The following is a 13,641-nucleotide window of genomic DNA, read 5'->3' as shown; positions in this document are numbered from 1 at the left end:
ATGGGGCTTACTGGTGCGCCACCACCACCAGACGGATGGCATCCAGACGCCAGTTGGCCTGCTGCAGGTTGAGCAGCACCTGCTCGCGCTGTTCTTCCAGCGCCTCCAGTTCGTCGTCACGGATGTTCGGGTTGACCGCCTTGAGCGCTTCCAGCCGCTCCTGTTCGCGGCGCAACTGCGTTTCGGCGTTGCGTTGCGCTTCGGCGATCAGCGCTTGCGCCTGTTCTTCCACCAGCGGTTGGGCTTTCTGCAGCATGTCATGCACATCGTCCTGCACCGCATTCACCAGTTTGCTGGAAGTGTGGCGATTGACCGAACTCAGTTGGCGGTTGAAGCTCTCGAATTCCACCTGTGCCGCCAGATTGGTGCCTTTGCGGTCCAGCAGCACGCGAATCGGCGTTGGCGGCAGGAAGCGAGTCAACTGCAATTTCTTCGGCGCCTGCGCTTCCACCACGTATACCAGTTCCGCCAACAGGGTGCCGACCGGCAGCGCCTTGTTTTTCAGCAGCGACACGGCGCAACTGCCGGTGTCGCCGGACAGGATCAGATCCAGACCGTTGCGGATCAGCGGGTGTTCCCAACTGACGAACTGAGCGTCCTCGCGGGACAGCGCCTGATCGCGGTCGAAGGTGATGGTGCAACCGTCCTGCGGCAGGCCGGGGAAATCCGGCACCAGCATATGGTCGGACGGCGTCAGCACGATCAGGTTATCGCTGCGGTCATCCTGATGAATACCGATGATGTCGAACAGGTTGAGGGCGAAATTCACCAGATTGACGTCGTTATCCTGCTCGGCGATCGCTTCGGCCAGCGCCAGCGCCTGTTCACCGCCGTTGGAATGCATCTCCAGCAGGCGATCGCGGCCCTGTTCCAGTTGGGATTTCAGCGCGTCATGTTGCTGGCGGCAGGTGTGGATGAACTCGTCCAGCCCCGTCTGCTCGGACGGCTTGGCGAGCAGGTTGATTAATTGCTCGTAGTGGCTGTCGTAAATCGAGCGGCCGGTCGGGCAGGTGTGCTCGAACGCATCCAGCCCTTCGTGGTACCAGCGTACCAGCAGCGCCTGGGCGGTGTTTTCCAGATAGGGCACCAGAATCTGGATATCGCGGCTCTGACCGATACGATCCAGTCGACCGATGCGCTGTTCCAGCAGATCCGGGTTAAACGGCAGATCAAACATGATCAGGTGGCTGGCGAACTGGAAGTTGCGGCCTTCGGAGCCGATCTCGGAACAGATCAGCACCTGCGCGCCTTCCTCTTCGGAAGCGAAGTACGCAGCGGCGCGGTCGCGCTCCAGAATCGACAGCCCTTCGTGGAATACCGCGGCGCGGATGGCTTCGCGGGTGCGCAGCACCTGCTCCAGTTGCAGCGCGGTGGCCGCTTTGGCGCAGATAACCAGCACCTTCTCGTCGCGGTGGCTGGTCAGAAAATCCAGCATCCATTCGACGCGCGGATCGAAGCTCCACCAGGTGGCGTTGTCGTCTTCAAATTGCTGATAGATCTGCTCCGGATAGAGCATGTCGCGCGCGCAGTCTTCAGCGGATTTGCGGGCATTCATGATGCCGGACACGCGGATCGCCGTCTGGTACTGCGTCGGCAACGGCAGCTTGATCTGATGCAGTTCGCGTTTCGGGAAGCCTTTCACCCCCTGACGGGTGTTGCGGAACAGCACGCGGCTGGTGCCGTGGCGGTCCATCAGCATGGTGATCAATTCCTGACGCGCCGCGGCGCTGTCGTCGCTGCCGCTGGCGATGGACTTCAGCAGCGGCTCGATATCCTGCTCGCCCAGCATGTCGCCGAGCGCGTTGCGATCGCTGTCATTGATGCTGTTGCCGCTCAGCAGCAGGGTGACCGCGTCGGCCACCGGGCGGTATTGCTGTTGTTCGGCGATAAACTCGTGGTAGTCATGGAAGCGGTTCGGATCGAGCAGCCGCAAGCGGGCAAAATGACTTTCCTGACCCAATTGTTCCGGCGTCGCGGTCAGCAACAGCACCGCGGGGATGGCGCGCGCCAGACGCTCAACCGCCTTGTATCCTGCGCTGGGCGCGGCTTCGCTCCATACCAGATGGTGCGCTTCGTCCACCACCAGCAGGTCCCAGTCGGCGTCCAGCAGTTGTTCGAAACGGGACGGGTTGCGGCGTACAAAATCCAGCGAACAGATGATCAACTGCTCGGTTTCAAACGGGTTGTCGCTGTCAAGGCGGGCTTCGGCGTAGCGCTCGTCGTCGAACAGCGAGAACAGCAGGTTGAAGCGGCGCAGCATCTCCACCAGCCACTGATGCTGCAATGTTTCCGGTACCACGATCAGCACGCGTTCCGCCCGGCCCGCCAGCAACTGCTGGTGGATGATCATGCCAGCTTCAATGGTTTTGCCCAACCCCACTTCATCCGCCAACAGTACGCGCGGCGCATGGCGCTGGCCCACTTCGCGGGCGATGTGCAACTGGTGCGGAATAAGGCTGGCGCGCATGCCGCGCAGTCCACCCCACGGCTGCAACGCCTGTTCGAGCTGATGGCGGTGCGCGCGATAACGCAGCGCAAAGCGATCCATTCGGTCGATTTGACCGGCGAACAGCCGATCCTGCGGCTTATTGAACGTCAGCTTGCTGTCGAGGAACACTTCCCGCAGTTCGGCGGGTTCATCGGTGTCCAGCCGCTGGCCGATGTAGGTGCGCAGGCCATTCTCATCACGCACGTCCTCCACCCGTAACTGCCAGCTTTCGTGGCTGGTGATGGTATCGCCGGGATTGAACATGACACGGGTAATGGGGGCGTCGCTTCTGGAATAGAGACGGTTTTCGCCACTGGCCGGAAACAGCAGAGTAACCATGCGGGCGTCCATCGCCACTACCGTACCCAATCCTAAATCGCTTTCTGTATCGCTGATCCAGCGTTGACCAAGTGTAAAAGGCATAAATTCTAAGCTCGATACTCGTCGTTGTCGGAGAATGTCTGAACAGAGGGCCGCCGACCCCTGCGGCCGGCAATACCTTACCCGCCCTGCGCGACAGTGGTGATGTCGGGCACAGCCTGTGATGCGGGTGTGGGGAACGCCTGATATTTTTGAAAGGGCGCTATGGTACTGGATGGTAGCCTGTTCGTCACCTGTCAGGCACCACCGGATTGTTAAAATAGCCCCATCTGTCCGGTAATCAGTGTAGCAAAATCATCGTGAATGAAAGGCAGTATCGCATCGGCCACCGGTTGTAACTGCTTTTCCACGTAGTGACTGTAATCCAGCGGCGAGCGGCGATTTTCCAGCGGTTCCGGACCATTCACCGTGATGACGTAGCTTATCCAGCCGCCGCTTTGGTATTGCAACGGCCGGTCATGCTGGCGGTTGTAGTCGTCGGCCATTCTGGCGGCGCGTACCTGCGGCGGCACGTTACGCTGATAGTCGCTCAGTTTGTGGCGCAGACGTTTGCGGTACACCAGCAGGTCGTCGTGTTCGCCGTTCAGCGTCTTCGCCACGTACTCCCGCACCCATTCCTGATACGGTTCTCGATGGAAGATGCGTTGGTAAAGTTGTTGCTGGAATTGCTGCGCCAGCGGCGTCCAGTCGGAACGCACCGTTTCCAGCCCTTTGAACACCATCTGCTCGCCTTGCTCGGTAATGGTCATGCCGGCGTAGCGTTTTTTGCTGCCCAGTTCAGCGCCGCGAATGGTGGGCATCAGAAAACGGTGAAAATGGGTTTCGTACTCCATCTCCAGCGCGCTGTTCAGCCCGTGTTGTTGGTGGAGGTGCAACTGCCACCAGTCGTTGATATAGGCCACCAGTTCACGGCCGATAGCATCCGCCTCATCCTCGCGGTGAGCGCGTTTAAGCCAGACGAAGGTAGAGTCGGTATCGCCGTAAATCACCTGATAGCCTTTGGCTTCAATCAGGGAACGAGTCTGGCGCATGATCTCATGGCCGCGCAGGGTGATGGAGGAGGCGAGGCGCGGATCGAAAAAGCGGCAGCCGCTGGAGCCCAGCACGCCGTAAAACGCATTCATGATGATTTTCAGCGCCTGCGACAACGGCTTGTTGTTTTCCTGCTTGGCGAGGTCGCGCTCATGCCAGATGCCTTCCACGATGGCGGGCAGACAATGGTGACGGCGGGAGAACCAGGCGCCGCGAAAACCTTCCACCGCATGTTGCTCATCCGGCTGCTGCAAACCGGTTACCAGACCGACCGGGTCGATCAGAAAAGTGCGGATGATCGAGGGATACAGGCTTTTGTAGTCCAGCACCAGCACCGAATCGTACAGACCGGGGCGGGAATCCATCACGTAGCCGCCGGGGCTGGCTTCCGGCGGCACTTCGCCGAGATTGGGCGCCACAAACCCGGCCCGGTGCATGCGCGGCAGGTACAGGTGGGTGAACGCCGCTACCGAACCGCCGCTGCGGTCCGCCGCCAGCCCGGTCACGCTGGCGCGCTCCAGCAGAAAAGGCATCAGGTGGGTTTTCTCGAAAATGCGCGTCACCAGTTCGCAGTCTTTCAGGTTGTAACGCGCCAGCGCGGGCTTGTCCTGCTGAAAGCGTTGTTCGATCTCTTCCAGCCGCTGATAGGGATTGTCGCTGGCCTTGCCCTCGCCCAGCAGCGATTGGGAGACAAATTCCAGGCTGAACGAGGCAAAGTTCCAGGTGGCGGATTTCAGCGCTTCGATGCCGTCCACGATGAGCCGGCCCGGCGCGCCGGCGAAAAAGTGCCCCTGCCGGTAGCCGTGCTCGCGCCATTCCAGCTCCTGGCCGCCGCGCCCGAGCCGTAGCGGAATACGGTAACGCTCGGCGTGTTGTTGCAGCACCCGCAGGTCAAACTGCACCAGATTCCAGCCGATGATCACATCCGGGTCGTGGGTTTGCAGCCACTGATTGAGTTTTTCCAGCAGTTGCGGGCGGCTGGCGACGTATTCCAGCGTCAGATCGCCGGCATCGTCGGCGTTGCCGTTCTCCGGCCCCAGCATAAATACCTGACGCTGGCCGCAGCCTTCCAGACCGATGCAGTAAAGCTCGCCGTGACGGCTGGTTTCGATATCCAGCGACACGGTTTTCAGCGGCGGGCGATAGTCGGGCGCCGGTTTCAGCCTGACCTGGTCGATCAAACCATCAGCGGTTTCTTCGCCGCTGAACCAGACCGGGGCGGTAATAAAGCGTTCCATCAGAAACCGTTCCGGCGGGCGGATATCCGCCTCGTACACCGCAATCCCGGCTTCCTGCAGCTTCTTCTCCAGACGCAGCAACTGGCGATATTGCAGGCAGTAGAGCCCGAGTTGCGGCTCGTGGCGGAAGTTTTTCAGCGCCAGCGGCCGCAGTTGCCAGTTCCTTTCACCGCCCAGTAGCTGGGTAATCTGTGCCTGATGCCGCATCGGCACAAACGCCACGGCCTGCTGCGGCGATAGCCTGACCCGGCAGGGACCGTTATCGGTCGCCAGCCAGCATTCGACCTGAACCCCGGCGGGCGTGTCCTGCCAGTGGCGGGTCAATACGAATCCCTGACGCGGTGGTGAAAGGGTCATGGCGTGTAGTCAGATGGATAAAGGAAATAATGCAGTAAATTATGTATATACATACAGTGTTTGTCCAGCGCTATTCCCCGGCATCGTGATGGCTGGTCCGGCGTGTTGTGTGATTGTTAAAAACGTTTATTTATTTAACCTGAACATATTCCATTCAGAATAAAACGATGAAAACGAAAGCATTCCAGAAATAATCGCTGAAACCGGCAGACCGAAAAATGATAAACAGAGAATAATACATTTATGGGGAAATGCATGAACGCCAGGATGGCATGTTTTGCTATTGGTTGATTTATCTGTGAAAAATTACGCCGCTTTCGCACTAATAAAAAGCATGGCGGTGACGAAGTGGTGCATGACCGTTAACGCTTAATCAGCTGCGCTGGAAATTATTCATATCTTTTTCTTTTACGTTTTGATTATTAATACATTAATTATTTTTGTGTATTTGGCATATTTATTGCTGCCTCTTCCCCGGTGAACAGCCTGGATATCCTGTCACACAGATCTTCTTTTTATCACCCTGTATACAGCGTCATTTCATCACTGAAATGTGAACGTTATTTTTGAAGAGGCGATCATGAAGAACAAATTTTTCAGATTTACTGTCGCAGCGGTAGCCGTATCGTCTTCACTGGCTTCAGTGGGGGCGTGGGCGGATGACATCAAGATTGGCGTGGTATTGCCCCTGAGCGGTGCATTGAGCGGTTACGGTCAGCCGTCCCTGAAAGGGCTGGAACTGATTAACGGTATCGAAACCAAACTGAAGAATGGTGACACCATCAAGCTGGTGGTGATTGACGACAAGAGCGACAAAGTGGAAGCGGCCAACGCCATGCAGCGACTGGTGTCCAGCGATAAGGTGGACGCGGTGATCGGCGAGGTAACCTCCACCAACACGATGGCGATGACCAAGATGGCGGAAGACACTAAAACGCCGATCGTCTCGCCGACCGCCACCAACGACCGGGTAACCAAAGGCAAAGAGTACGTCAGCCGCGTCTGCTTCTCCGACAGTTTTCAGGGCGTGGTCGGCGCTAACCTGGCGACGCGCGACCTGAAAGCGAAGAAAGCCGCCATTATGTTCGATAGCAGCAATGACTACTCGGTCGGGCTGGCCAAATCCTTCCGCACCCAGTTCCTGAAAAACGGCGGCACCATTCCGATTGAAGTGCAGGCGCCCGGCGGCAGTAAGGATTTCAAAGCCCAGCTCTCCACCATCAAATCTCACAATGTGGACGTGATCTACATGCCGATTTACTACACCGAAGGCGCGCTGATCGCGGTGCAGGCCAAACAGCTCGGGCTGAAGGTGCCGGTGGTCGGCGGCGACGGTCTGGCGGCGGACCCGGTGTTCTTCAAAATGGGGCAGGACGCGGTGGAAGGGTGGATGACCACCGACTACTACTCGCCGAACGCCAAAGAGCAGACGCCGGAAGGGGAAAAGTTCATCAAAGCCTGGACCGCCAAATACAAGGAACCGACCCACACCTGGGGAGCGATGACGGCGGACGCTTACAAGATGATCGTCAACGCCATGAACACCTGTAGCGATCCGCACGATCGCGTTTGCGTCAACAAGGCGATCCGCGCCACCAGCAACTTCACCGGCATCACCGGCACCCTGACCCTGAAAGACGGCGACGCCATTCGTCCGGCGGTGATCAACGAGGTGAAAGGCGGCGAGATGGTGTTTAAAACGGTGATCAATCCGTAATCGGCGGTGCCCGCGGCCGACTGTCGCTATCAATGCACTGGACGCGGGTTCACAAGAGCCGATGGACAAGCCCGATAATGCAGAAAGCGGATGCCCTATTTTTTCGCGCCGCTGCGTGACTCGCCGCTGGTCTGGTCTACCACACTTCACGGCTTGCGCCCTGCCGCGCGGAACCCTCGCCGCCAGCGACATCCGCGAATAAAAAGGCGGGGCGCAGCCTAACAGTAAAGGATGACATGATGGATCTTGCCGTTTTCTTACAGCAAGTGGTCAATGGCATGAGCCTTGGCAGCATGTACGCGCTGATCGCTATCGGCTACACCATGGTGTACGGCGTGCTGCGGCTGATCAACTTTGCTCATGCCGATATCATGATGGTCGGGGCTTTTATGGCCCTGCTCGGTTTTACTTCCCTCGGGCTGCCTTTCGGGGCCGCCGTGATTCTTGCCATTCTCATTGCCGCGCTGCTGGGGATCGCCATCGATCAAATCGCTTACCGCCCGCTGCGGCAGGCGTCGAAGATCTCGATGCTGATCACCGCCATCGGCGTCAGCTTCTTTCTGGAGAACCTGTTCAATGTGGTGTTCGGCGGTAGCCCGCGCTACTTCGAGTCGCCGCCGTTCTTTAATCAGACCATCAATCTCGGGTCGATCGTCGTCACCAATGTGGCCTGGATCGTACCGTTGATGACGCTGGCGCTGCTGGCAGTGATCCTGTGCATTCTGTATCGCACCCGGCAGGGGATGGCGATCCGCGCGGTGGCGTTTGACGTCAACACCGTGCGGCTGATGGGCATCGACGCCAATCAGATTATCGCCTTCGTGTTCGCCCTCGGCAGCGCGCTGGCGGCGCTGGGCGGCGTGTTCTACGCCATCAGTTACCCCTCCATCGATCCGCTGATGGGGGTGTTGATCGGTTTGAAAGCCTTCGCGGCGGCGGTGCTGGGCGGCATCGGCAGCGTCACCGGCGCAGTGATCGGCGGTTTTATCCTTGGGTTCACCGAAGTGGTGGCGGTGGCGATGTTTCCGGAACTGGGCGGCTATAAAGACGCCTTTGCCTTCATGTTTTTGATTCTGGTGCTGCTGTTCCGACCGGTGGGCATCATGGGCGACGAACGACTGGAAAGGAGCCGTTTCTGATGAGAATGCCGCGGACTTCCCCGACGATGTGGCTGGGGTACCTTGCTGTGTTTGCGCTGGCTTTGCTGGCGCTGACCGGGCTGGATACGCTGTTCGACGACTATATCGTGCGCATCTTCTGTAACATCTTCATTTTTATGATTCTGGCAGTCAGCTATAACCTGATTAACGGCGTGACCGGGCAATTGTCTCTGGAGCCTAACGGTTTTGTGGCGATCGGCGCTTACATTACCGCGCTGCTGTTGCTGAGCTCGGACGCCAAAACCAACATGTTCGAGATGACGGCGCCCAGCCCGTTGATTCTGGCGGTGCATGCGTCGTTTCTGCCGGCGCTGATCATCAGCGGCGTATGCGCGGCGGTGGTGGCGGTGTGCCTGGCGTTTCCGGTATTTCGCGTGCGCGGCGATTATCTGGCGATCGTCACGCTGGGGTTCGGCTTCATCATCAAGATTTTCGCTATCAACAATCCACAATTCACCAACGGCGCCATCGGCCTGAACGAGATCCCGCAGGTCAGCCACATTCTGTACTGGTGCGGTTTCATTGCGCTGGCGGCGGTGTTGTTTATCCTGCAGGTGGTGTACTCCAAATACGGCCGCGCCATGAAAGCGGTGCGTGACGATGAAGACGCCGCCATTGCGATGGGCATCAATACCTTTCGCATCAAGACCTGCGCTTTCGCCACCAGCGCCTTTTTCGAGGGGATCGGCGGCGGGCTGCTGGCGTCGCTGTTGACCATCATCTCGCCGGATCTGTTCGACTTCATGCTGACCTTCCAGTTGCTGATCATCATCGTACTCGGCGGGCTGGGCAGCACCACCGGCGCCATTCTCGGCACGATCATTGTGATCGGCAGCGGCGAGTGGCTGCGCTTCCTCGATCAACCGCTAACGCTGTTCGGCCAGGATCTGGGCGCCCATCCGGGGCTGCGCATGGTGGTGTTCTCGCTGGTGTTGCTGGTGATCATGCTGTTCGCTCGTGAAGGGCTGCTGGGCAAGCAGGAAGTCTGGGATATCCGCAGGAGAAGCGCGAATGGAAAATAACCCGTTATTGCGCGTTGAGGACGTCACCATGCAATTTGGCGGCCTGCGCGCCATCGATAGCGTCAGCTTTACTATCAGTCCGGCGGAGATCTTTGGGCTGATCGGCCCCAACGGCGCCGGTAAAACCACGATGTTCAACGTGATCACCGCCAACTATAAACCGACCGGCGGCGCCGTCTGGCTGGACGGGCAGTCGCTGGCCGGGCTGAAACCCAATCAGGTGGTCAACCGTGGTATCGCCCGTACTTTCCAGAACATCCGCCTGTTTCCATCAATGACGGTGCTGGAGAACGTACTGATCGGTCTCGATCGCTTTATCCCGTACTCGTTTCTGGAGGCGGCGCTGCGTATCGGCCGCTTTTTCCGCGCCGAGCGACAGGCGCGGGAAACCGGTATGGCGCTGCTGGAATACATCGGTATCGCCGAACACGCGCATTCGCTGGCCACCAATCTCAGCTACGGCAATCAGCGCAAGGTGGAGATTGCCCGCGCGCTGGCGACCTCGCCCAAGCTCTTACTGCTGGACGAACCGGCGGCCGGCATGAACCCACGAGAGACGGCCGAGCTGGCGCAGCTGATTTTCCGCATGCGCGCCGACTACGGCCTGACGGTGCTGCTGATCGAGCACGATATGTCGTTCGTCAACACGCTGTGCGAACGGGTGATGGTGCTGGATTACGGCAAACCGCTATTTAGCGGTACGCCGCAGGATGCGGTGAATCACCCCGAGGTGATCGCCGCCTATCTGGGGGACATCGATTATGCTTAAAGCCAGCGATCTGCAGGTGTTTTACGGGCTGATTCAGGGGCTAAAAGGCATCGATCTTGAGGTCAACAACAGCGAAATCGTCACCCTGATCGGCAGTAACGGCGCCGGGAAAACCTCGACCCTCAACGGCATCATCAATCTGGTGAAATCTACCGGAACGGTCGGTTTTCTCAACGAGGATATTTCCCACAGCCCAACGCATCAGATCGTGCGTAAAGGGCTGGCGCTGGTGCCGGAAGGGCGCAAGGTGTTCACCAATCTGACCATTGAGGAGAACCTGCGTATGGGCGCCTACAACAACCCGGTCAATTTCGCCTATCTGCGCGACAAAATGTACGCGCTGTTCCCGCGTCTCCAGGAGCGGCGCAGCCAGATGGCGGGCACCATGAGCGGCGGTGAACAGCAGATGCTGGCGATCGCTCGTGCACTGATGAGCGAACCGGTGTTACTGATGCTGGACGAACCAAGCCTGGGGCTGGCGCCAAAGGTAGTCGGGGAATTATTCTCCACCATCAAGCAGTTGCAGAGGGAAGGCATCACCATCCTGCTGGTGGAGCAGAACGCCACCGCCGCATTGAAAATCGCCGATCGCGCCTATGTGCTGGAAAACGGGCGTATCGCATTGCACGGTCCGGCGCAGGACATTCTCGCCAACCCGGAGGTGAAGCGGATGTATTTGGGGGGGTAGAGTGAATAGCGGTACTTTGCTTATCAAATGTTAAGGTGGAGGTATCATGTGAAAAGCCGGTTGCCTCTGAGCAATCGGTTTTTCCATATCCAGTGAGCGAGTTAGCGGAAAACCAAAACTCCTTTTGAGGTATTACGGCAGCATTGGGCTTGATCCGTTTCGGTTTTATTTATCGTTGACATAAAATGTAATGGTTAGTAACTTTATACCTATAAACTAATGTAATCAGGGATTTGATATGGCAAACATTATTTATCTTTCGCTTCATGGAGAAAAACAAGGGCTTATATCAGCAGGATGTTCTACTGTTCCATCAATAGGGAATTTGTATCAGGCTGGGCATGAGGATGAAATATTTATATATGAATTAAATACCAATATCATGCGTGAAGAGAATATATCATTCCAGCCTGTTCAGGTACGAAAACCAATAGATAAAGCCACACCATTGATATCTCAAGCATTAAATGAGAATGAAACGCTGACATGTAATTTTTCCATTTTCAGGACTAGTATCTCTGGAGGGGTAGAGTTGTACTTTAAGATAAATCTTCTGGGAGCAATAATATCTAATATTAGCAGTTTTTATCCAAACTCATTAACGCATAACGATATACAGCCATGTGAAAATATTTCTATCAAATTCAATACAATTGAGTGGGAAAATGTTGCTGCGCGCACAAATTCTTATATGTTTTGGAGGGATTCTACAATGTAGTATCGCTTGATTATATCAAATTCAATGGAATGAGATGATTATGAGTAAACGCTCCGATATATTAAATGGCTCTGAAGCCACCTTAAAAAGCTATGGTTTAGTCTATACAGAAGTTTTGGGGTGGGTCGATTTGGGTCATGCTCAAGGTCTTGATATAAAGGCTTTGATGAGTCAGTTTGAGGCCGGTGAAAATGGAAGTCAACCATACTATGATGTCAAGTACTTCCAAGGGATGTGGAAATTCAAAAAAAAAGTTGGAATATCTAAATATATTGTTTGGAGAATAAAGAAAGGAACTACTTTGTATGAAAGATATAGCATTGCTCTTGCCATGATGATGAAGGTGGCTTTTCGATTTGAGAATTTGCAGGACTCGTTTCCTTTCAGCACTATTACTGACAGTGGATTTAGTGGTGAAGACTTGGTGTCTGATTTACTTGGCTTTTATCGGGCAATATATAATAAGAATTACTTTCCTGAATTAAGGCCTGTGAGTAAAGAAAGTGCTTTGAAACGATGGGATTTTTATGGCCCTATTGGCTCATTTAAGAATAAAACATTCAGGCCTATGTTGTTCCCTGATCCAGATAAAGAACCAAATTCAAGACCATATTGGGGTTTTTTGCCATCGTTTATGCTAACTATAAAACCATACTCTCGTTTCACATCAGATAAAGTTGGTATTGCAGTAGAGGATGGTACTGAGATACATAATAATTACTTTAATGGTGATTAAATGAGAAATAAAGCTATAATATTGTTTTTCCTCTTAGGAGCAGCGATCGCTTATTTTTTGTTTTATAATAATAGTTCAGAAAATCAAATTTCTTCTTTGGAAGATAGTAGTATAACTGATCCAATAATAAAAAACGTACCAAAAATATCTCAAAAGTATCAAATTAAACATGGAGATGCAGAGGGGCCAGGGAAGCAGGTGATAGGTGTATATTTTGAAAACACTACGGATATTAATACGTTAAGGAAGTATGTTAAATCATTAGGTTTTATGATTAAGATAGATGACGGCTACCGAGAAGTGTGGGAATCGCCAGATAAAAATAAGTTTATTGTGCTTTCCGTTAACCGTGAGGATAATGCTACTTATTTTGAGGTTTTGTTATAAAAATACTATTTAATTTAAATGTTTGATAATTAAATTTAAGCTATATTAACTCAGGTTTGAATTGATAATTTTGTGGTGCAAAATTATAACTAATCTGACGGATAGCTTTGTGCCAGTGGCGGATATGCTTACATTTCAGGTATGCTAATTAACCGGAAATAGGTCAAACTTGCACGAAAAAATTTGGGTCTCTGATAAATAAGCTTCTCAGAAAGCGTTAAGCAATCTCCATGAAACCAAAGGGGCGAAATGTCTACAATATTTGCGTTCGTCAAATTGTTTGAATGTAAGGAATATGCAGAAGATTTTCTTAAAGGTAAGCTTTTCATGAATACAATCCGCTCATTCAAGGAATACAAAGATGAAAATGGTGAGTTAAGTGGTGATGAATATGAAGGTATTATTGCTCTTTATCAACCTGAGAAATTAAGAGAGGTAAAAATTGGTGAGGTTACAATTCCGGCTTCAGATCATGCGGCACCAATAGTCATTCATGGAGAGGATTTATTAGACCATAATGTTTTTTGCATATACTCATTGAATAGCCGAGGATATAGTTCAGTTTCAACAGAAACTTTATCTGATTTTAAGCGTACTATTGAACTTAATAAATCATGTTTTGGTTTAGGTAAATTCTGTGTAGTTTTTTTGAATGCTTCGAAATTTATCGACCGTTGCCGTGCCGCAATTTTGGAAAAAACTTTGCCGGTCATCTTGGATTGGTCGACTATTTTGATGAGCATAAGTATCACGGATATATGGCAAAAGATAATCTTGGCTTTCAAAAACGAAGTCTTTTCGCTCATCAGCGTGAGTACAGAGTGAAAATTAAGACTAACAATAAAAAACCGGACCTTATATTTTACCTATCGGAGATTTAAGTGATATTGCTTCTATAATGATGCCCCAAGAGTTTAATGAAAATTTGAAGTTACAACTACCTGATGT

At 53.7% G+C, this 13,641-nt stretch carries 11 protein-coding genes; 9 read left to right on the top strand and 2 right to left on the bottom strand.

The features are described from left to right. Window positions 1–7 precede the first annotated feature (7 nt). Together rapA and DXX3274_RS18940 are read right to left on the bottom strand one after the other, a co-directional pair. Entirely contained in the window at window positions 8–2,911 is a 2,904-nt protein-coding gene (gene rapA, locus DXX3274_RS18945; RefSeq protein ID WP_042861104.1) for an RNA polymerase-associated protein RapA, read from the bottom strand. Between the two features lie 212 nt (window positions 2,912–3,123). Continuing rightward, window positions 3,124–5,496 (bottom strand): DNA polymerase II, encoded by a 2,373-nt coding sequence (locus tag DXX3274_RS18940; RefSeq protein WP_042861103.1) that lies wholly within the window; start codon window positions 5,494–5,496, stop codon window positions 3,124–3,126. 580 nt (window positions 5,497–6,076) lie between these two features. Here DXX3274_RS18940 and DXX3274_RS18935 point away from each other — a divergent pair. The 9 genes from DXX3274_RS18935 to DXX3274_RS18900 all read left to right on the top strand — a co-directional run bounded on the left by DXX3274_RS18935 (window position 6,077) and on the right by DXX3274_RS18900 (window position 13,518). Next, window positions 6,077–7,213 (top strand): ABC transporter substrate-binding protein, encoded by a 1,137-nt coding sequence (locus DXX3274_RS18935; protein ID WP_038669270.1) that lies wholly within the window; start codon window positions 6,077–6,079, stop codon window positions 7,211–7,213. A gap of 239 nt (window positions 7,214–7,452) precedes the next feature. Then, on the top strand, window positions 7,453–8,352 hold the full coding sequence (locus DXX3274_RS18930; RefSeq protein ID WP_042861102.1) for a branched-chain amino acid ABC transporter permease: 900 nt from the start codon (window positions 7,453–7,455) through the stop codon (window positions 8,350–8,352). After that, window positions 8,352–9,395 (top strand): branched-chain amino acid ABC transporter permease, encoded by a 1,044-nt coding sequence (locus DXX3274_RS18925; protein ID WP_042861101.1) that lies wholly within the window; start codon window positions 8,352–8,354, stop codon window positions 9,393–9,395. Before DXX3274_RS18930 ends, DXX3274_RS18925 begins: the two co-directional genes overlap by 1 nt. Then, complete coding sequence (locus tag DXX3274_RS18920) at window positions 9,385–10,164, top strand: ABC transporter ATP-binding protein (protein WP_042861100.1); 780 nt, start codon at window positions 9,385–9,387, stop codon at window positions 10,162–10,164. The genes DXX3274_RS18925 and DXX3274_RS18920 overlap by 11 nt, the downstream gene beginning before the upstream one ends. Further along, on the top strand, window positions 10,157–10,852 hold the full coding sequence (locus tag DXX3274_RS18915) for an ABC transporter ATP-binding protein (protein WP_042861099.1): 696 nt from the start codon (window positions 10,157–10,159) through the stop codon (window positions 10,850–10,852). The genes DXX3274_RS18920 and DXX3274_RS18915 overlap by 8 nt, the downstream gene beginning before the upstream one ends. A gap of 238 nt (window positions 10,853–11,090) precedes the next feature. After that, a complete protein-coding gene (locus DXX3274_RS23105; RefSeq protein ID WP_071603990.1) occupies window positions 11,091–11,570 on the top strand; it encodes an Hcp family type VI secretion system effector in 480 nt (159 codons plus the stop codon). Between the two features lie 40 nt (window positions 11,571–11,610). After that, window positions 11,611–12,306: a hypothetical protein gene (locus DXX3274_RS18910; RefSeq protein ID WP_042862219.1), complete on the top strand. Its 696-nt coding sequence runs from the start codon at window positions 11,611–11,613 to the stop codon at window positions 12,304–12,306. Next, complete coding sequence (locus tag DXX3274_RS18905) at window positions 12,307–12,693, top strand: hypothetical protein (RefSeq protein ID WP_042861097.1); 387 nt, start codon at window positions 12,307–12,309, stop codon at window positions 12,691–12,693. A 249-nt stretch (window positions 12,694–12,942) separates the two neighbouring features. Continuing rightward, complete coding sequence (locus tag DXX3274_RS18900; RefSeq protein ID WP_042861096.1) at window positions 12,943–13,518, top strand: hypothetical protein; 576 nt, start codon at window positions 12,943–12,945, stop codon at window positions 13,516–13,518. Window positions 13,519–13,641 lie beyond the last annotated feature (123 nt).

The sequence above is a fragment of the Dickeya sp. NCPPB 3274 genome (assembly GCF_000406205.1).
Taxonomy (GTDB): domain Bacteria; phylum Pseudomonadota; class Gammaproteobacteria; order Enterobacterales; family Enterobacteriaceae; genus Dickeya; species Dickeya fangzhongdai.
The sequence above is the reverse complement of the archived record's forward strand: the minus strand, read 5'-3'. Positions and strand labels throughout refer to the sequence as shown.